At 73.4% G+C, this 18,273-nt stretch carries 16 protein-coding genes, 2 pseudogenes and 1 riboswitch; of the genes and pseudogenes, 6 read left to right on the top strand and 12 right to left on the bottom strand.

Going from position 1 to position 18,273, the window contains the following annotated elements; translation table 11 throughout:
* Position 1: 1 nt before the first annotated feature.
* Positions 2-865 carry a LysR family transcriptional regulator gene (locus KIS93_RS09630; RefSeq protein ID WP_080040698.1) on the bottom strand — a complete coding sequence of 288 codons (864 nt, stop codon included), beginning with the start codon at positions 863-865 and terminating at the stop codon, positions 2-4.
* A gap of 58 nt (positions 866-923) precedes the next feature.
* Between KIS93_RS09630 and KIS93_RS09625 the strand changes: the two genes are divergently transcribed.
* Entirely contained in the window at positions 924-1,742 is an 819-nt protein-coding gene (locus KIS93_RS09625; RefSeq protein WP_080040697.1) for an alpha/beta fold hydrolase, read from the top strand.
* On the opposite strand, the gene KIS93_RS09620 is transcribed toward KIS93_RS09625, so the two are convergent.
* Positions 1,743-2,327 carry a TetR/AcrR family transcriptional regulator gene (locus KIS93_RS09620; RefSeq protein ID WP_222107371.1) on the bottom strand — a complete coding sequence of 195 codons (585 nt, stop codon included), beginning with the start codon at positions 2,325-2,327 and terminating at the stop codon, positions 1,743-1,745. It lies immediately after the preceding gene.
* 103 nt (positions 2,328-2,430) lie between these two features.
* Between KIS93_RS09620 and KIS93_RS09615 the strand changes: the two genes are divergently transcribed.
* On the top strand, positions 2,431-4,143 hold the full coding sequence (locus KIS93_RS09615; RefSeq protein WP_155128076.1) for an ATP-binding cassette domain-containing protein: 1,713 nt from the start codon (positions 2,431-2,433) through the stop codon (positions 4,141-4,143).
* Positions 4,140-6,011 (top strand): ABC transporter ATP-binding protein, encoded by a 1,872-nt coding sequence (locus tag KIS93_RS09610; protein ID WP_080040694.1) that lies wholly within the window; start codon positions 4,140-4,142, stop codon positions 6,009-6,011. The genes KIS93_RS09615 and KIS93_RS09610 overlap by 4 nt, the downstream gene beginning before the upstream one ends.
* Positions 6,012-6,042: 31 nt before the next feature.
* On the opposite strand, the gene KIS93_RS09605 is transcribed toward KIS93_RS09610, so the two are convergent.
* Positions 6,043-6,600: a CGNR zinc finger domain-containing protein gene (locus KIS93_RS09605; protein WP_080040693.1), complete on the bottom strand. Its 558-nt coding sequence runs from the start codon at positions 6,598-6,600 to the stop codon at positions 6,043-6,045.
* Positions 6,601-6,685: 85 nt separating this feature from the next.
* Between KIS93_RS09605 and KIS93_RS09600 the strand changes: the two genes are divergently transcribed.
* Positions 6,686-7,558 carry an alpha/beta fold hydrolase gene (locus KIS93_RS09600; protein ID WP_080040692.1) on the top strand — a complete coding sequence of 291 codons (873 nt, stop codon included), beginning with the start codon at positions 6,686-6,688 and terminating at the stop codon, positions 7,556-7,558.
* A gap of 20 nt (positions 7,559-7,578) precedes the next feature.
* On the opposite strand, the gene KIS93_RS09595 is transcribed toward KIS93_RS09600, so the two are convergent.
* From KIS93_RS09595 to KIS93_RS09580, 6 genes and pseudogenes are all read right to left on the bottom strand, one after another.
* On the bottom strand, positions 7,579-8,337 hold the full coding sequence (locus KIS93_RS09595) for a DUF6928 family protein (protein ID WP_080040691.1): 759 nt from the start codon (positions 8,335-8,337) through the stop codon (positions 7,579-7,581).
* A 579-nt stretch (positions 8,338-8,916) separates the two neighbouring features.
* Positions 8,917-9,627 (bottom strand): CHAP domain-containing protein, encoded by a 711-nt coding sequence (locus tag KIS93_RS09590; RefSeq protein WP_080040690.1) that lies wholly within the window; start codon positions 9,625-9,627, stop codon positions 8,917-8,919.
* 12 nt (positions 9,628-9,639) lie between these two features.
* Positions 9,640-9,777, bottom strand: a riboswitch (cyclic di-AMP (ydaO/yuaA leader).
* A gap of 117 nt (positions 9,778-9,894) precedes the next feature.
* Complete coding sequence (locus KIS93_RS63235; protein WP_222107370.1) at positions 9,895-10,128, bottom strand: hypothetical protein; 234 nt, start codon at positions 10,126-10,128, stop codon at positions 9,895-9,897.
* A gap of 60 nt (positions 10,129-10,188) precedes the next feature.
* Positions 10,189-10,479: pseudogene (locus KIS93_RS68925) on the bottom strand (Gfo/Idh/MocA family protein); the annotation flags it as partial.
* A 17-nt stretch (positions 10,480-10,496) separates the two neighbouring features.
* Positions 10,497-10,847 (bottom strand): annotated as a pseudogene (locus tag KIS93_RS68920) (Gfo/Idh/MocA family protein); the annotation flags it as partial.
* A 75-nt stretch (positions 10,848-10,922) separates the two neighbouring features.
* Positions 10,923-11,744, bottom strand: coding sequence for an aldo/keto reductase (locus KIS93_RS09580; protein WP_080040688.1), 822 nt, complete (start codon positions 11,742-11,744; stop codon positions 10,923-10,925).
* A gap of 98 nt (positions 11,745-11,842) precedes the next feature.
* Between KIS93_RS09580 and KIS93_RS09575 the strand changes: the two genes are divergently transcribed.
* Together KIS93_RS09575 and KIS93_RS09570 are read left to right on the top strand one after the other, a co-directional pair.
* Positions 11,843-12,787, top strand: a complete 945-nt coding sequence (locus KIS93_RS09575) for a hypothetical protein (RefSeq protein WP_080040687.1) — start codon at positions 11,843-11,845, stop codon at positions 12,785-12,787.
* Positions 12,788-12,789: 2 nt separating this feature from the next.
* On the top strand, positions 12,790-13,956 hold the full coding sequence (locus KIS93_RS09570; protein ID WP_230466525.1) for a DUF6716 putative glycosyltransferase: 1,167 nt from the start codon (positions 12,790-12,792) through the stop codon (positions 13,954-13,956).
* On the opposite strand, the gene KIS93_RS09565 is transcribed toward KIS93_RS09570, so the two are convergent.
* The 3 genes from KIS93_RS09565 to KIS93_RS09555 are packed head-to-tail and all read right to left on the bottom strand — an operon-like array spanning position 13,940 to position 18,229.
* On the bottom strand, positions 13,940-15,181 hold the full coding sequence (locus KIS93_RS09565; RefSeq protein ID WP_155128073.1) for a polysialyltransferase family glycosyltransferase: 1,242 nt from the start codon (positions 15,179-15,181) through the stop codon (positions 13,940-13,942). The genes KIS93_RS09570 and KIS93_RS09565 overlap by 17 nt on opposite strands.
* A gap of 2 nt (positions 15,182-15,183) precedes the next feature.
* Positions 15,184-16,164: a glycosyltransferase family 2 protein gene (locus KIS93_RS09560; protein WP_080040685.1), complete on the bottom strand. Its 981-nt coding sequence runs from the start codon at positions 16,162-16,164 to the stop codon at positions 15,184-15,186.
* Between the two features lie 28 nt (positions 16,165-16,192).
* A complete protein-coding gene (locus KIS93_RS09555) occupies positions 16,193-18,229 on the bottom strand; it encodes an N-acetylneuraminate synthase family protein (protein ID WP_080040684.1) in 2,037 nt (678 codons plus the stop codon).
* Positions 18,230-18,273 lie beyond the last annotated feature (44 nt).

Below are 18,273 nucleotides of genomic sequence, written 5' to 3'. Positions count from 1 at the left end.
TCTACAACGTAAAGGCGGCCAGCTCGTCCAGGAACGCGCGCGCCGTCGGCGCGCAGTCCTCCAGCGACGGGACGGCCAGCGCCAGCGACCGCGTCAGCCCCGGCTCCAGCGGCCGGGTGACCACCCCGGGCAGGTCGGCGGGCAGGCCGAGCGTCGGCACGATGCTGACGCCCAGCCCCGCGCCGACCATCTCCAGGATGGCGGCCGGCCCGCTGGCCTCGAACGCGATGTCCAGCCCGACCCCGGCCGCCAGCGCCGCGCCCGTGATCAGCGGCCGGCAGCCGGCGGTGGTCAGGATGAACGGCCGCCCGGCCAGGTCGGGCAGCCGCACGGCAGGTTGGGCGGCGAGCCGGTCGCCGGACGGCAGCACGCACACCATGTCGTGCGTGCTGAGGTGCACGGTGTGCAGGCCGGGGGCGGGGAGGGTGACCACCCCGACCTCGGCCGCGCCGTGCCGCAGCCAGGCGCGCACGTCGTCGTCCATGCCCTCGAACAGGCGCACCTTGACCTGCGGGTAGCGGTCGGTGAACGCGCGCAGCAGCCGGGCGACGAGCGTGCCCGTGGCGCTGGGCAGGCTGGCCAGGCGCAGCTCGCCGGTGATCCGGCCGCCGGCGGCGGCCACGTCGGCGCGGATGAGGTCGAAGTGGCGCAGCGCCTCGCGGGCGCGGGCGTGCGCGCGCCGGCCGGCCTCCGTGAGGGCGATGCCGTCACGGTGGCGGACGAACAGGGCCGCGCCCAGCTCCCGCTCCAGGCTCGCGACCGCACGGCTGACGGCGGGCTGCGACATGCCCAGGAGCTCGGCCGCGGCGGTGAACCCGCCCTGCTCGGCCACCTCGACGAGCACTCTGAGCTGCGTCAACGTCATACCGCCATACCCTAGTTGGTATTTGACCGGGCAGGGTCCAGAACATCATGGTTATGCCATGTCAACGCGAACGACGATCGAGGTCGACGGGCGTCAGGCCAGCTATCTGACAGCCGGCGACGGCCCAGTGGTGTTGCTGCTGCACGGCACGTACTGGAGCAGGGTGTGGGAGCCGGTGCTCGACCGGCTGGCCGCGGCCGGGCTGCGGCCCGTCGCGGTCGACCTTCCGGGGCTGGGGCGCTCGGAGGGCGAGCTGACGCCGCAGACGGCCACCGTGCCGGCGCTGGCCGCCTGGGTGGGCCGCTTCGCCGCGGCGATCGGCGTGGACGAGCCGCTGGCGGTGGCGGGGCACGACATCGGGGGTGCGGTCGCCCAGCACCTGCTGGCGGGCGGGGTGGCGAAGGTGCGGGGGCTGGCGCTGGTGAACTCCGTCACGTACGACTCGTGGCCGGTGCCCGCCGTGGCCCGGTACCGCGACCCGGAGGTGGTGGCCGCCACGACCGTGGACGAGCTGCTGGCCGGGCGGCGTACCGCGGTCACCACCGCGCTGGGCCGGCCGGCGACGGAGGAGGAGCTGGCCGGCTACCTCGACCCCTGGCGCGACCCGCGGGTCTGCCGGTCGTGGATGAGGCTCGCCGGCGCCGCCGACAGCCGCTACACGCTGGACCTGGTGCCGGCGCTGCGCGCCGACCACACGCCGAAGCTGCTGGTGTGGGGGGAGGACGACCCGTTCCAGCAGGTGCACTACGCCGAACGGTTCGCCGCCGAGATGCCGGCGACGCGGCTCGTGCGCATCCCGTCGGCGGGGCACATCCCCATGGAGAACGATCCGGAGCGGGTGGCGGGGGCGCTGGCCGCCTTCTTCCTCGGTCTCTGATCAGCGGTAGACCTCTGCGATCGCGTGGAGGACCCGCTCGCGGGCGACGTGCGGCGGGGTGTGGCCGATGAGCACGTACGCGGCCAGGCCCTCGGCCAGCGCCACCAGGGAGAGCGCCGCCTCCATGTCGGGCCGGCCGGGGTCGACGAGGGCGGCGACGCGGCGGTGGAGGTCGTCGTAGAGGACGCGCAGGCGGGCCGCGATGCGCTCGTCGGCGAAGGCCAGGGCGTGGAACGACTGGCGGACGCGCATGTGGGCCCGGGTGGTGGCGTCGTACGGGATGAGCTCGGTGAGGACGGTGGTGAGCACCGAGCGCGGGTCGGCGTCGGCGAGGTCGCGGCCGACGAGCCGCCGGATGCGGGCGGCGCTCAGGGCGTTGCCCCGGTCGAAGGCCGCCTCGATGAGCTGCTGTTTCGCGGGGAAGTAGTGCTGGACGCGGCCGGGGGAGATGCCGGCCTCGGCGGCCACCTCGGTCAGCGAGACTGCGGCCAGGCCGCGGTCGGCGACGATGGCGAGCACGGCGTCGGCGATCTGGTTGCGCCGCTCCTCGTGGTGGGCTCCGGGGCCGCGGGTCCGCCGTTCCAACCGTTCGCCGCCTTTTCGATGTGATCCCATTGGATTGACTCGGCCAGTTTAGCCGGGTTACGGTCGCGTGCATGATAAACCGATGTGACCGCATTGGATTGTGGTGAGCGCCCGGGACGCGGGAGGCCCGCTCGCCCTCGCCAGGCTGCTGCCGCTGGCCGGGATGCGCCTGCTAGCGCCGTTCGTGGTGCTCGGCGTGGGGGCGGCGGTGCTGGGCCCGCTCAGCACCGTCCCGCTCGGGCGGCTGGTCGCGGGTGGCGGCTTCGGCGCGCTGAGCGCGTTGCTGCTGATGCTGCTCGCTCAGGAGCTGTGCACCGCGCTGCGCGAGCCCGCCGGAGCCGCCGTGGCCCGCCGCGTGGACGGGGTGCTGCGGGCCCGCGTGCGCGCGGCGGCGGCCGCCATGCCGCCGGCCCGTCTGGAAGATCCGCGCGTCCAGGCCGACCTGCGGCTCGCACTCCGCGGGCACCGTGGCCGTACCGCGGGGGCGGCGGCGGTGGCCGTGGCGGCCGAGGCGGGCCGGCTGGCGTCGGCGGTGGCGGGCGCGGCGATCCTGTCGGTGCACGTGTGGTGGCTCGGGACCGCCGCGCTCGCACTCTCCGTGGCCCAGAACCGGCGGATCACCACCATGCTGGTCGGTCCCGGGGGAGTGGACTCGGTGGGCGAGGCCGGGCAGGCGCGGCGGCGGGCCGACTACCTGGCCGATCTGGCCGGAGAGCCTGGTGGTGCCGCGAAGGAGATTCGCGTCTTCGGGCTGGAGGCGTTCCTCGTCGGGCGTTACGTGGCGGCGATGCGGGCCTACCTCGCCCCGCGGGTGCGCAGGCGGCGATCGGTGGTGCGCGGGTACGGGTGGGTGCTGGGGATCCAGGCGGTCTCGGCGTGCGGCACGTTCGCCGTGCTGAGCGTGCACGCGGCGGCGGGGCGGATCGGGGCGGGGGAGCTGGCGGGGTGCGTGGTGGCCGCCCTGCTGGTCTTCGCGTACGGGGCGGGCGGCCACCACATGTTCGACCTCGCTTATGGCGCGGAGCCGTACCGTGCCGTCACCCGCCTCCTGAAGCCCGTCCCCGCGCCGCCACCCGCCGGCACGGGCGGTTTCCACCTCACCGGCGTGACCTTCACCTACCCGCACGCTCCCGCCCCGGTGCTGGAGCACCTCGACCTCCAGGTGCGCCCCGGGGAGCGGCTGGCGATCGTCGGACGCAACGGCGCCGGCAAGACCACCCTCGCCAAGCTGCTCACCGGCCTCTACACCCCCGCGCACGGCAGCGCCACCACCTCCCGGGCGGCCGTCGTGTTCCAGGACTTCGTCCGCTATCCGCTGCCGCTGCGCGACAACGTCCGCCTCGGCGACCCCGCCTTCGACGGCACGGACGCCGACGTGCTCGCCGCGCTGGCGGCGGTCGACGCCCTCGACCTGCTGCACACCCTTCCCGCCGGCCTCGACACGCCGCTGTCGCGCGCCTTCACCAGCGGGCGCGACCTGTCCGGCGGGCAGTGGCAGAAGGTGGCGCTGGCGCGGGCCGTGTACGCCATGAACGCCGGCCGCGACCGCGCCCTCATCGTGGACGAGCCCACCGCCCACCTCGACGCCCGCGCCGAACGCGAGGTCTTCGAGCGGCTCCTGCACCACACCCGGGGGCGCACGCTGGTGCTCATCTCCCACCGCTTCGCCACCGTCCGCCGCGCCGACCGGATCGTCGTCCTGGACGGCGGCGCCATCGCCGAGCAGGGCGGCCACGCCGAGCTGATGGCGGCGGGCGGCCACTACGCGCACTGGTACCGCCTCCAGGCCGACCTGATCACGAGGAGCGACCCATGACCGACCCCTCGGGCGGCCCCGAGCGACCCTCCGGCCGCAGGCGGGTGACCGGCGCCGCGACGTGGGGCACGCTCCGCACCCTGCTCGTCCTCGCCTGGCGGACGGATCGGCGGGCCGGGCTCGTCCTGGCCGCGTTCCTCCTGTGCGGCGCGGTCAGCCACGGCCTGGTGGGCGTCTTCCTGCGCGAGCTGACCGACACGATCTTCACGGGTGCGATGGCGGGGCCTGCCGTGCTGGAGGCCGGGCTGTGGGCGCTGGCGGCCGGGGGCGCGTTGGCGGCGGGGGTCGCGTTCGGGCGGGCCGAGCTGGCGCTGATGCAGGAGCTGGCCGAGCGGATGGGCGTCGCCGTCCAGGAGGAGATCCTCACCCTGACCTCGGGCGTGCCCACGATCGAGCACCTGGAGCGCCCCGAGCACCTCGACCGGCTGCGGACGCTGCGCGAGGAGAGCCGGCAGCTCTACTTCGCGGTGTGGGCGCTGGCCCTGGTGGTGGAGCACGCGGCGCAGATCGGGCTCGGGGTGGCGCTGCTGGCCGCGGTGCATCCGCTGCTGCCGCTCCTGCTCGGCGGCGCCGTCCTGCCGTCCCTGCTGGTACGGGGGCGGGCGGCCCGGCACATCGACGCCGCCGCCGAACGGACCGCCGAGACCACCCGCCTGGAGCAGCACCTGTCCGAGACGGTCACGGACGCGGAGCCGGCCAAGGAGGTGCGCCTCAGCGGCGCCGCCTCCGCCCTGGACGGGATGGCCCGCCGGCACTGGGAGGAGGTGTCCGGCGTCCAGGCGCGGGCCGGGGTGCGTGCGGGGCTGCTCACGTTCGCCGGCTCGGCCACGTTCCTGGCCGGGTACGTCGCCGCGCTCGGCCACGCCGCCTGGCTGGCGCGGCAGGGACTGGCCACGCCGGGGGACCTCGTGCTGGTGGCCACGGTCGGCGTGCAGTTCGTCACCCAGGCGTCCCGGCTGGCCTTCCACTTCGGCTCGGTCACCGCGGGCCTGCGCGCCGCCGCCCGCCTGGCCTGGCTACGCGCCTACGCGGACGATCCCCGGGCCGGCGGCCGCCGAGCCGTGCCGGGCCCGATCGCCCGTGCCCTGCCCGACCGGCTGGACGACGGCATCACCCTGCACGGGGTGTCGTTCACCTACCCGGGCACCACCCGTCAGGTCCTTCACGACCTCGACCTGCGCCTGCCCGCGGGAGCCACGGTCGCCCTGGTCGGCTCGCACGGTTCGGGCAAGACCACCCTGGCCAAGCTCCTGTGCGGCCTCTACCACCCCGACCAGGGCGAGATCCGCGCGGACGGCGTCCCCCTCCACGGCCTGCCCCCGCAGGAGTGGCGGCGGCGCATCAGCGCCGTGTTCCAGGACCTGGCGCGCTTCGAGCTGACCGCCGCCGAGACGGTCGGCGTCGGAGACCTGCCCCGCCTCGGCGACCGCCGCGCCGTGGAGGAGGCCCTGGCCCGCGCGGGCGCCACCGGCCTGATCGCGGGCCTGCCCGACGGCCTGTCCACGGAGCTGGGCGACACCTTCGAGCGCGGCCACCGCCTGTCCGGCGGGCAGTGGCAGCGGCTCGCCCTGGCCCGCGCCTCGATGCGCCGCTCCCCGCTCCTCCTCGTCCTGGACGAGCCGACGGCCTCGCTCGACGCCCCGGCCGAGAGCGCCGTCTTCGCCCGTTACGCCGAGGCGGCCCGCCGCCACCCGGGCGCCGTCACCCTCCTGATCACCCACCGCTTCCCGACCGTGCGCACGGCGGACCTGATCGTCGTCCTGGACGCCGGCCGCATCGTCCAGCAGGGCACCCACGACGCCCTCATGGCCCGCCCCGGCCCGTACGCCGACCTGTACGCCCTCCAGCGCGCCGCCTTCACCGGCTGAGCCGTGCCGGACGGCGCTGGCGGGAGGTCGTTCAGGCGGAGGGCTTGTGCCGTCGGTAGTGGCGGGCGACGCGGACGCGGTTTCCGCAGCGGGCGGCCGAGCACCAGCGGCGGCGTGGGTGGGCGGGCAGGAACAGCATGACGCAGTCGTCCGCCTCGCACTCGCGCACGTTCGTGACCGCCGGATCGGCCAGCAGCTCGGCGGCGGCCTCGGCCAGCCAGGCGGCCAGCCGCTCCCCGGCGGACCCGTCGGCGCGGCGGCGGGTGGCGCGGACGGTGGTGCCGGACCAGGTCAGCTCGGTGATGGCGGGGGCGGCCCGCTGGGCCTGGTTGAGCGCCGCGAGATCGGCCGCCGCGGGCTCGGCGCCGTGCCGGACGCGGTCGAGGGCCCGCGCCGTGTGCTCGCGGACCCGCCGCACGGCCTCCAGGTCGCCCTCGGTCAGCTCCCCGACCTGCGGAAGCCGGTCGGACTGGAGGCGTAGCCACTCCTGCAGCTCGTCGGGTGTGGAGAGCAGATCGCCGAGGGCTGTGCGCGTGTTGACCAGGTCGAGAGCCAGCGGCTCCCCGGTCAGCGGTCCGAGCTCGCTCATGCTTCTAATGGTACATCCCGCTATTGACCCATTAGAAGAGTTCGCGCTATACCTAATGCATCATCCACCGGAGAAGGAATTAGACATGCTGCCCACGGTCCCGCGCATCACCCACCACCACGTCGACATCGACGGCGTCGACGTCTTCTACCGCGAATCGCACCCCGACCGCCCCGACGCCCCCGTGCTCCTGCTCCTGCACGGCTTCCCGTCCGCCTCGCACCAGTTCCGGCGCCTCATGGACGTGCTCGGCGCCCGCTACCGGCTGATCGCCCCCGACTATCCCGGCTTCGGCCACACCCGGGCGCCCGGCGGCTTCACGTACACCTTCGACCGGCTCGCCGACGTCACGGAGGGCTTCGTGCGGCGGCTCGGACTGACCCGCTTCGTCATGTACGTCTTCGACTTCGGCGCGCCGGTCGGCTTCCGGCTGGCGGAGCGGCACCCGGAGTGGATCGCGGGCCTGGTGGTGCAGAACGGCAACGCCTACACGGAGGGCCTGTCCGACGGCGCCAGGGACTTCGTCGCCCTGCGCCCCGAGACCCCGGGAGCCGAGGGGACGATCCGCGACCTGCTCACCCTGGACGGCACCCGGGGCCAGTACGAGACCGGCGTCCCCGACCCGGCGGTGATCGCCCCCGACGGCTGGACGCTCGACCAGCACTTCCTCGACCTGCCGGGCCGCAAGGAGGCCCAGGTGGCGCTGGCCTTCGACTACCACACCAACGTGGAGCGGTACGGGACCTGGCAGGAGTGGCTGCGCACGCACACCCCGCCGGCGCTCATCACGTGGGGCGCCGACGACCCGTTCTTCCCCGAGCCGGGCGCCCGCGCCTACCTGCGCGACCTGCCCGAGGCCGAGCTGCACCTGTTCGCGACGGGACACTTCGCGCTGGAGACGCACCTGGCGGAGATCGCGCCCCTCATCGCCGATTTCCTCGACCGGGTGTGGAGCTGACCGGCGCGCACGGGGAACTGTCAGCCGAGGTCGTCCCAGCCGACCTCCTTGAGCGAGCCGTCGGGCTGGGGACGGAAGACGCGCGGCTCGCCCATCTGCGCCACCAGGGCCTCGAACTCGGCGCGCCGCTCCTCGGGCGTGGGCCCGTCGGGGTCGATGACGGTGAAGCCGAGCAGCTCCACCTCCTCCGCGTCCACGTCGCCGGGCTCGACCGTGCCCTCGATGGTGAAGCCGAGCAGCTCGCGCAGCGCGTCCTCGCCCAGCTCGAGCGGGTGGAACGGCAGCGGGTACGGCTCGTCGGGGGTGGGCGGGACGGGGTGCTCGCCGTTCCAATAGGGCAGCTCGAACGGGTACGGCTCGCCGACGTTCTCGATGATGCCGTAGCCGGGGGAGAGGCTGAGGGAGCGGACGAGGCGGCCATCCTCCCAGACGGCGAAGGCGAGCCAGTCGACGACGCTGTGCATGGCGTGCAGCACGAGCCGGCGGCCCTTGCCGGCCTCCACCAGGTGGGCGGGGAGCTGCGAGGGGTGGTCGAGCATGAAGTGCGCGCAGCAGATGAGGTCGACGCCGGGGAAGCTGGTCGCGTAGGCGAGGTCGTCGGGCGGGCGGATGTCGTCGAGCAACGTGCCGGGCTCGGCCGGGGAGACGCGCCAGCCGGGGAAGGAGCGCTCGATCAGGGCGGCGGTGGCGGCCGCGTCGGGGCGGGCGGGGGTGCGGAGCAGGCGGGGGAGTGGGGTGTCGGAGGAGGAGTAGGCGATGACGCCGGTCTTGGCTCCCATGCGGGTCTCCGGGGGGTGAGTGCTCGGAACAACCTCGGAAGAAGCAAGGTAGCGAGCCGCTCCGACAGAACCGGCCCGCTTGGCTGGGACCGCCCGCCCGCCCCGGGGACCTACCCGCCCGCCCCGTGGACCGACCCGCCCGACCCGGGGACCGACCCGCCCGACCCGGGAACCGGCCCTCGACCGCAGCCACGCCGCCCGACCGGAACCGCGCTGCCCGGCGCAACGGTGCTGCCCGGCGCAACGGTGCTGCCCGGCGCAACGGTGCTGCTCGGCGCAACGGTGCTGCTCGGCGCAACGGTGCTGCCCGGCACAGCGAGGATCCTTGTCGAGGCGGGTGGGTGGCGCTGTGCCTGGTCGGCCGGTTGGCGAGGTGGCCGGGCAGCGTGGCGCGCCGCCCGGCACGGTCCGGCGGTGAGACCCCGGCAACGCGCGAGCCGTGGCGCGTCGCCCGGCCCGGCGCGGCGCGGCCCCCCGGAAGACCCCGGAAACGCGCGAGCGCGCGCCCCCGGTGGGGCGCGCGCTCGTGAGCGTCACATGGAAGGTGAAGGGCAGGCGATCAGGCCCTGGAACGTTCCGTCAGCCGGCGTACTGCGGGTACCCGTACCCGACGACCTGCGACTTCGGACGGATGCGCTCCTCGACCTTGCCGTTGCCGGTGTTGCCCTCGATGGTGGAGATGGTGCCGTTCTGGTTGTCCTTGACGACGAACCCGACGTGCTGGATGTCGCTCAGGCTCTTGCCGCCGCTCCAGGAGAAGAACACGACGGCGCCGGGCTTGGCGACGGTGCCCCAGCGGTGGTTGGCGGCGAACCACTTGGCGTGGGCGACGGTGTAGGCGTCCCAGCCGACCTGCGGGCGGGCGCCGGTCTGCTCACCGACCCAGGAGACGAACATCGAGCACCAGGCGGCGTTCAGGTACGCGGTGCGGCTGCCGCCGTCGCGGGCGACGGTCTCGGCGGCGCGCTGGGAGTTGGCGTACCACTGCTGGAACTTGGTGCCGCCGCCGGCGGCGTTCTCGGAGGTGCCGACCTGGGCCCTGGCCATGGCCAGGACCTGGTCAGCGGTTACGTTGATCTTGGTCTCGGCGCGGTCGTCCGCCGAGCCGGCCTTGTGGGCGGCGAGGGCGGTGGCCGGGTGCTTCGCGGCGGTGGCCGCGGCGACGCCCGTGGCGGTGTCGGCGTTGGCCGTCATGGCGTTGACGCCGAGGGCCGAGGCGAGGACGGTGGCGCCGAGGGCGGCGCGGGCGATGTTGGTCTTCGAGACAGCGTTGATACGGTACTTGGCCATCGAGGGAGGTGCTCCTTGCTTCCATGCCGCTTACCGGGTTAGCTGACGGGCTCGGGCGTGGAAGCTGCCCTACGGCACCGGAGTGCCGATTCGCCCCAAAGGACCTGGGTCCCCGGTTCCGCCCGAAGGCGGATTCAGCGGTCGCAGGACGATCCTGCGATCTTTCGTGCGATGGTCAGACATAGCCGGACAAACCGGACGTATGTCCCGATGTGCCCCATAAGGTAATACATGAGGCAAGAGGATTACAAATCCATAAAAGCCCAGCTAGGCAATCTGCCTGCGAGCGTCGGCCAGAAGCCCCATCATGGCAAGGGATTCGTCAAGAGGCATGATCGAGGATTCGGTCCTGCCTTCGGCCATTGCGGCGCGGACTTCGCGGATCTCTCCGGCATATCCGTTGTCGGCCGGATCGAGCACATGCTCTTCCGGCTCCATGGAGGGCCCGGTGAGAACGATCCGCTGCGGAGCCCAGAACGGCGCCTGGAGGTCCGCCCGCATCTGAGTACCTACAACACTGGCCTGGTTCGGGTAATTCCCGAGCAATGAGGCCGCCACGAGAGCGTGCCTGCCGCCGGGGTAGAGCAAAACGCCGGCCGCCTCCGCGTCCACCCCGCTGGGGGCCAGGGAGCCGGTGATACGCAGGTCGGAAGGCATGCCGAGGAGGAGCTGGGCCAGCCCGAACGGGTAGATCCCCAGGTCGAGCAGCGCCCCGCCGCCCAGCTCGGGGCCCAGAGGCGGTGCGCCGGGTCGTAGGGCGCCGCGAAGCCGAACGACGCCTGCACCGAGCGGATCTCGCCGAAGCGCGGATCCTCGGCGATGCGCCGGACGAGCGGGTTGAACCGCATCCACATGGCTTCCATCAGGAAGACGCCCGCCTCGCGCGCCAGCCGCACCATCTTCTCCGCGTCCTGCACGGTGGCGGCGAGGGGCTTCTCGCAGAGCACGGCTTTACCTGCGGCGATGGCCGCCTCGGCCACCTGGAGGTGCTGCGCGTGGGGGGTGGCCACGTAGATCGCGTCCACCCCCGGGTCGGCGCACAGCTCCTCGTAGGAGCCGTACGCCGACTCCGCCTCCAGCGTGGCGGCCAGGGCCTGCGCCCTGGCCAGGCTCCGTGAGCCGACGGCGGCCACCCGCATGCCGGGCTCCGCCGCGATGGCGGCCCCCACGGTACGGGCGATACCGCCGGTGGCCGCAATTCCCCAAGTGAAATCTCGCATCCGGAGATGTTATAGGGGAGGTAAAGGGCAATATGTCATTGAAGGGCGCGGCGTCCCAAATGCCACGCCCGTCACTCACGCCACGTTGAACGTGTCAGGGTCCGGCCCCAGCCGCTGCCCCTTGTTCAGCGCCCCGATGGCCGACATGTCCTCAGAGTCGAGAATGAAGTCGAACACGCCGATGTTCTCCTTGATCCGCGCGGGCGTGACCGACTTCGGGATCACCACGTTCCCGAGCTGCAGGTGCCAGCGCAGCACGATCTGCGCGGGCGTCTTGCCGTACTTCTCCGACAGCACCGCCAGCGCCGGGTCCGACAGCAGCCCCTTGCCCTGCCCGAGCGGGCTCCACGCCTCGGTCAGGATGCCGTTGGCCTCGTGGAAGGCGCGCATCTCGCGCTGCTGCAGGTAGGGGTGCAGCTCGATCTGGTTGATGGACGGCGTGATGCCGGTCTCGTCCATGAGCCGGGTGAGCGTCTCCACGGTGAAGTTGGAGACCCCGATGGCCTTGGCCCGGCCGTCACGGTAGATCTTCTCCATCGCCTTCCACGCCTGCACGTACTTGTCCTGCTTCGGCACCGGCCAGTGGATCAGGAAGAGATCGACGTGGTCGAGGCCCAGCCTGGCCAGGCTCTCGTCGAAGGCGGCCTCGGCGCGGCCGTGGTCGCCGTTCCACAGCTTCGTGGTCACGAACACCTTCTCGCGCGGCAGCCCGCTCCCGCGCACGGCCCGCCCCACGCCCTCCTCGTTGCCGTAGGCGGCCGCGGTGTCGATGTGCCGGTAGCCGGCCTGCAGCGCGGTGGTGACCGCCTGCTCGGCCTCGTCGGCGGGAACCTGCCAGACGCCGTACCCGAGCTGCGGGATCTGCACGCCGTCCGTGTTGAGCATGAGCGAATTCATACCCTCCATTGTTCATGCAGCGTTTCTGACGGCTTAAGGCGGTGGGGCTAGCTTGAAGCGGTCGTTAACGCGCCATCACCCCGCTGGGAGGGCAACGAGTGGTCGAACAGGCGTCGGCCTGGGTGGAGTCCCCGCTCCAGATGCTGTGCGCCGTCGAGGCCCACCACGCCGGGCTGCTCGGCCCCGAGACGGCCGTCGTGCCGCGGGCGGGCCTGCGGCCGCTGAAGGCCACCCGGCGCGAGCTGGGCTCGCTGGGGCTGCCGGACGGCCTGGTGCTGGCCGAGCCGCGCGAGCGCATGCCCAGGCGCGTGCAGGCCGTCGGGGACGCCTTCTCCGGCAAGGTGCAGCTGCGCTGGCTCACCTCCCGGCCGGGCCGCATCGTCATCGTGGACGACGGCCTGGCCACGCTGCGGCTGCTCGAACTGCTCGCCGAGGGCCCGTACCGGCCGCTGCTGCGCGCCCGCGCCCAGCCGACGAGGCTGCGCGCCGCGCTCGGCCTGGCGGCGGCGCTGCGGCTGCGGCTGAGCAAGGTGTCGGTCTTCACCGCCCTGAGCGTGGACGACAAGCTGGAGGAGGCCGTCCGCCGGGCCGGCGTCGACCTCGTCCGCCACGACTTCGCCTGGCTGCGGGCCCAGCCGCCCAGCGCGCAGGGCCCGGCCGAGCGCACGGTCGTGCTCGGCACCTCCCTCGTGCGCAACGGCCTCGTGCACCGCGACCACTACCTGCGCTGGCTGACCGACCTGGCCGCGCGCGAGCCGCTGGCCTACTACCCGCACCGCCGCGAGGACCCCGTGGACGTCGCCCTGATCAGGGAGCGCCCCGGCATCACCGTGCACGACGCCGGCGTGCCCGCCGAGCTGACGCTGCGCGGCCTCGACGCGGGCCAGCGCGTGCTCAGCCTCCCCTCCACGGCGATCACCTCGCTGCGGGTGCTGCTCAGCCCGCGCGGCGTCGCCGTCGAGCCCGTGGACGTTCCCGATGACTGGTGGACCAGCAGGGCGGCCCCCGCCCTGCGCTCGCATTTGACCGGAGTGCCCAGTTGAAAGTGTTGGCGGTCGCCGACTCCGACTCGTACCTGAAATGGGCGGCCTGCCTGCTCGGTGACCTGCCCGCGGGCTGCGTGACGGAGCTGGTCGTGGTGCGCACGCCGATCGCGCCGTCCCCGGAGCAGATCGCCGCGGCGGTGAGCGGCCGGCCGGGCGGCCCGCCGCCGGTGCTGTCGGCGCGCTCCGTGCGGCGGCTGGCCGAGCGCACGCTGCCCGACGTGATCCTCGTGGCCTGCACGGGCCCCGTGGTGGACGTGCTCGTCGCCGAGGTGCTGAACGAGCTGCGCCCGCGCCCGGTGTTCGTCAGCGGGCTGCCCGGCATCTCGGTGCCGGCCACGGAGAAGGCGTGGCTGTTCCGCAGCGGCTGCGACCTGTTCGTGGTGCACAGCGAGCGGGAGGTGGCCGAGTTCTCCCAGATCGCCGCCAGGCTCGGCGGCGGCGGGGCGGTGGGCCTGGCCCGGCTGCCGTTCCTGCGGGCCGAGCCGGCCGCCGCCGACGGCAACCGGGTCGTGTTCGCCACGCAGGCCAAGGTGCCCAGGGAGCGGGAGCAGCGCGAGCGGATCCTGCTGGCGCTGGCCGAGCTGGCCCGGCGCCGCCCCGACCTCGACGTGGTCGTCAAGCTGCGCGCCCTGGAGGACGAGCGGCAGACGCACAACGAGCGCTTCCACTACCAGCGGCTGTGGCGGGAGATGGGGGAGCCGGGGCGGCTGACGTTCGCGGCCGGCTCGATGCAGGAGCAGCTCCAGCGGGCGGCCGGGTTCGTGACGGTCAGCTCGACGGCGGCGCTGGAGGCCATCGCGATGGGCGTGCCGTCGCTGGTGCTGAGCGACTTCGGCGTGAACGCCGAGATGATCAACCTGGTGTTCGAGGGCAGCGACCTGCTGGGCACTCTCGACGAGCTGGCCGCCGGCGAGTTCCGCAGCGCCGCCGCGTCCTGGTGCGCGGCCAACTACTTCCAGCCGGCCGAGGACAACGACTGGGCCGGGCTGCTGGCCGGGTTCGTCGTCTCCCGCCCCAGGCCGGCCGCCACGTCGCTGCTCGACGGGCCCGAGCACGCGGCGGCGCGGCGCCGGGCCCGGCTCCGCGTGGAGGTGCCGCCCAAGATGCTGCGGGTGGGCTACCGGGCCAAGCGCCGCATGCGCCGCTACCTCAGATCGCTGACCTGATCTTCCTGCGGATCCTGGCCAGGGTGCTGGGCTTCTGTCCCGCGACGAAGCCCAGCGTCTCCAGCCGCTTGCGCTTGAAGTAGCGCGGGTCGAAGTCGATCCGCTCCGGCCGCAGGTCCGGGTAGGTGTCGGCCTGCATGCAGTAGCCGACGGCCCGCACCAGCTCCTGGAGGTCCGTCGCGGGCGGCTGCTCGACGCGCCCGTCGGGCGACAGCCGGGGCAGCAGGGCGTCGACGATGGTGGCCGGGATCCGGTTGCTGTTCTCGTACGGGGTCAGCCGCTCCAGCACCAGGTCCGTGCCGTACGAGGCCACCTGGAGCCCGAAGTAGCGGCGCGCGGTCACCAGCCCCGTGGAGAAGCAGCCCACCACCAGCTCCGGCCGCAGCGCCGCGAAGCACACCTCGGCCGGCACGCTCTCCGCGGCCACCGACAGCCGCACCCCCAAGGGCCCGGCGGCCGCGCGCAGGAGCTGGGCGTGCCGCCGGCCGGCGGCCGGGTGCGGCTTGAACACGACGTCGGTGCAGCCGCGCGCCACCAGCGCCTTCAGCATCGTCTCGTGCAGCCCCGCCTCCTCCTCCGGCGTGAGCAGCTCCAGCGCCGACAGGTACTGGCCGAGGATGACCGCCTGCCCGGCCATCATGTCGGGGGCGGTGGCGGTGACCTCGTGCACGATCGACAGGAACCGCTCGTCGGGCAGCAGCTCGGGGGCGACGCCGTACTCGCTGAGCAGCAGCGGCGTCAGGCCCGGCACGAGGTCGAGGTGGAGCAGCCGGGTGATGCGGCGGAAGATCTCGGCGGGCAGCGGGTCGCGGGTCGGGCCGTAGCTCATCAGCCCGTCGGAGTAGACCGTGATCGGGCAGTCGCGCACCAGGCCCGCGATCGTGCGCGCCGGCGGCACCGCGATCGACTCCAGCACCAGCTCCTCGACGTCGTCCAGGCCCCAGTGCGCGCGGATGAGGCGCTCGAACATCGGCACCTCGATGACGCGGGCCCGCCAGTCGGAGGGGTGCAGCGGCGCGATCAGCTCGTTCCACGAGTGCACCGCGTCGAAGCGGGAGCGCAGCGCGGCGAAGCCGGGCGTGCGCTCCAGCGGCGTCGCCACCTCGGGGATGGCCGCGTTGTTCGACACGACGAGGACGCGCCGGCCGTCGCCGAAGCGGCCCTCGTCGATCGCGGCCGCCAGCGACATCGCCCCGAACAGCGTCGAGGCGTAGAAGACCTTCACCTTTAGGACTCCTCCCGGTCGCGGCGGACCCGGACGTGCGGGCTGGGGGGCAGGTCGGGCACCAGGGCCCGCAGGACGCTCTCGCGCTCGGCCGACATCCGCGACACCGCGTCGGCCACCAGCTCCGGCGGCAGCGAGCGCACCATCTGCGCGCCGCGCTCCTCGAAGCGGGCGCGCAGCGCCGGCGTGAGCCGCTCGCCGATCTCCAGGTGGTGGGCGAGCAGCGCGCAGAAGTTGCGCGCCGCCTTGGGCAGGAACTCCGGCTCCAGGTCCTTGAAGACCAGCTCGAACGCGTCGAAGAAGTGCAGCTGGCGTTCGTCGCCCACCTGGGTCAGCGACCCGGCCACCATGCGCCGGTAGAAGATCCCGGCCAGCGACACCACCGCGAACGTGGCCGCCTCCCGGTGCAGCCGCCAGATCCACGGCCGGTCCTCGGCGGTGTGCAGCGAGCCGGGGAAGTGCAGCAGGTCGCCCAGGGAGCGCCGGTAGATCCCGGCCCAGGCGTACGGGTAGTCGACCATCGTGCGCACGCCGGCCGGCAGGATCGCGTCGCGGGGGGCGAGCACCGTGCCCCGCCGCGCCAGCGGGGCACGGTGCACGACCCGTTTGCGGCCCTCCACCTGCACGTGGTCGACGCGCACGAAGTCGCAGCCGAGCCCGTCGATCGCCTCGACGAGCCGCGCCAGGTAGCCGGGGGCCAGCCAGTCGTCGCCGTCCATGTAGGTGACGTACCGGCCGGTCGCGGCCGACAGGCCCGTGTTGCGCGCGTCCGCCAGCCCCACCGGCGCGGGGTTGCGGATCACGACCAGCCCGGGCAGCTCACCGATGAAGTCGTCGATGATCTCGCCCGTGGCGTCCACGGACCCGTCGTTCACGATGATGAACTCGAAGTCGGCGCGCGCGTTGCGGGACAGCGAGGTGAGCGCGTCGGCGATGAAGCGCTCGCCGTCCCGGATGGGCACGACGACCGAGAGCGTGATCAATGTTGTCGGTTCTTCCTGGTGGGGACGGTCAGACGGTCACGCGGCGCAGGCGGGCCTTCGGCGCCTCCTCGCCGGGGAAGACCCGCTTGACGCCGTCGCCCAGCGCCTGCTCGATGATGCGGATGTCGCGCACCAGGTGCTCCAGGCCGGCCGGCTCCAGCGAGGCGGCGTGGTCGGAGCCCCACATGGTGCGGTCGAGCGTGATGTGCCGCTCCACGCAGACCGCGCCGAGCGTGACCGCGGCCAGTGAGATCTGCAGGCCGCGCTCGTGGCCGGAGTAGCCGACCGGGACGCCGTAGCGCTCCTTGAGCGTGGTGATCGTGCGCAGGTTCGCCTCCTCCGGCGGCAGCGGGTACGTGGAGGTGGCGTGCATCATGATCAGCTTCTCGGTGCCGAGGATCTCGACGGCGGCGTCGATCTCCGACAGCGTGGACATGCCGGTCGACAGGATGATCGGCTTGCCGGTGGCGGCCAGGGCGCGCAGCAGCTCGTGGTCGGCCACGCTGGCCGAGGCCACCTTGTGCACCAGGACGTCCATCTCCTCCAGGAACTCCACCGACGGCACGTCCCACGGCGAGGCGAACCAGTGCAGGCCCCGCTCGTCGCAGTACTTCGCGATCTGTGTGTACTCGTCGCGGCCGAACTCGGTGCGCTCCTTGTACTCCAGGTACGTCATCTCGCCCCACGGCGTCTGCCGGATCTGGCCCTTCTGCTCCTCGGGCACGCAGATCGCGGGGGTGCGCTTCTGGAACTTGACCGCCTGGCAGCCGGCCGCCGCCGCGACGTCGATGAGCTGCCTGGCCAGGTCGAGGTCGCCGTTGTGGTTGATGCCGATCTCGCCGATGACGTACACCGGCTCGCCGTCGCCGACCAGCACGTCCCCGATCGCGACCGGCCCGAACTGCGGCCGGCTGCGCACCTCCACGGGAGCCGGCTCGGGGCGGGCGGCCACGACGCGGTCGCACAGCTCGCGCACCGCGCCGGACCCGCCGGCGCTGGTGAGCACCACGCGGGCGGCGGCACGCACCCGGGGGTGCGCGTCGGGGGTGGCGACCGGCCAGCCGACCTCGGCCATCGGGCCCAGGTCGTTGACGTCGTTGCCGACGTAGGCGACGCGGGCCGGGTCGAGCCCCTCGATGCGCAGCCAGTCGCGCAGCACCGTGCGCTTGTCGGCCAGGCCCTGCAGCACGGGCACGCCCAGCTTGCGGGCGCGGGCGGCCACCACCGGGTTGTGCTCGGTGGACATGATGAGCACCTTGACGCCGGAGCGCTTCAGCAGCGACACGCCCATCCCGTCGGAGCGGCTGACCAGCACCATCTCGCGGCCGTCGGAGTCGACGTAGGCGCGGTCGTCGGTGTGCACGCCGTCGAAGTCGGTGATGACGGCGTCCACGTCGATCGGCTCGGGCTGGTCGATGAACGGGGCGAGCGCTCGCACGAGCTCCAGGTCCTCCGGGTTGTCGATCTCGATGGCGTGCTTGGTCGGCACCGGCTGGACGGCGATCTCGCCGAAGAAGCGGTGGCCGTGCTCGCGCAGGCCGGCGGTGCGCATCACGTAGAAGGCGCCGTTCTCGCGGAACTCGGGCGCGCGGTCCTGGCGGCGCTGCCGCACGGCCGGGTCGTGGTTGATCCCGGCGCCGGTGGCCGTCCACAGGAACTCGTGGGTGGGCAGCCCGGACACGACGGAGTCGGCCTCGCCGTCGAGGACCTTGCGCACCGCCGCCGACAGGTCGGCCGGGTCGATGAACGCGCTGGTCGCCTGCACCAGCACGACGACCTCGGGGTCCGCGCCCAGGGCGTCGAGCGCGTGCAGCACCGCCGACTCGCTGGAGGCGGTCGCGCCGCTCAGCTCCGCCGGGCGCTCCACCACGAGCGCGCCCGCCTGCCTGGCGGTCTCGGCGATCCCGTCGTGGTCGGTGCTGACCACGACCTGGTCCACCAGCTCGGCGCGCAGGCACGCCCGCACCGCCCGGGTGACCAACGGGACGCCCCCGACCAGGGCGAGGTTCTTCAGGGGTACGCCCGCCGAACCTCCGCGGGCGGGAACAACGGCCAGGACTCGCAAGGTGTGTCTCCTCAGTGCATCGGATTGCACCCAGAAGCTAGAGG

This window comes from [Actinomadura] parvosata subsp. kistnae, assembly GCF_900323885.1.
GTDB classification, from domain to species: Bacteria; Actinomycetota; Actinomycetes; order Streptosporangiales; family Streptosporangiaceae; genus Nonomuraea; species Nonomuraea composti.
Note: the sequence above shows the minus strand (reverse complement) of the source record. Positions and strands in the feature narration are given on the sequence as shown.

What these genes read in the sequence shown, in the direction of transcription:
- KIS93_RS09630 (WP_080040698.1), bottom strand. Translation starts at nt 865, where the DNA reads ATGACGTTGACGCAGCTCAGAGTGCTCGTCGAGGTGGCCGAGCAGGGC.
- KIS93_RS09625 (WP_080040697.1), top strand. Translation starts at nt 924, where the DNA reads ATGTCAACGCGAACGACGATCGAGGTCGACGGGCGTCAGGCCAGCTAT.
- KIS93_RS09610 (WP_080040694.1), top strand. Translation starts at nt 4,140, where the DNA reads ATGACCGACCCCTCGGGCGGCCCCGAGCGACCCTCCGGCCGCAGGCGG.
- KIS93_RS09605 (WP_080040693.1), bottom strand. Translation starts at nt 6,600, where the DNA reads ATGAGCGAGCTCGGACCGCTGACCGGGGAGCCGCTGGCTCTCGACCTG.
- KIS93_RS09600 (WP_080040692.1), top strand. Translation starts at nt 6,686, where the DNA reads ATGCTGCCCACGGTCCCGCGCATCACCCACCACCACGTCGACATCGAC.
- KIS93_RS09595 (WP_080040691.1), bottom strand. Translation starts at nt 8,337, where the DNA reads ATGGGAGCCAAGACCGGCGTCATCGCCTACTCCTCCTCCGACACCCCA.
- KIS93_RS09590 (WP_080040690.1), bottom strand. Translation starts at nt 9,627, where the DNA reads ATGGCCAAGTACCGTATCAACGCTGTCTCGAAGACCAACATCGCCCGC.
- KIS93_RS63235 (WP_222107370.1), bottom strand. Translation starts at nt 10,128, where the DNA reads ATGCGGGCGGACCTCCAGGCGCCGTTCTGGGCTCCGCAGCGGATCGTT.
- KIS93_RS09580 (WP_080040688.1), bottom strand. Translation starts at nt 11,744, where the DNA reads ATGAATTCGCTCATGCTCAACACGGACGGCGTGCAGATCCCGCAGCTC.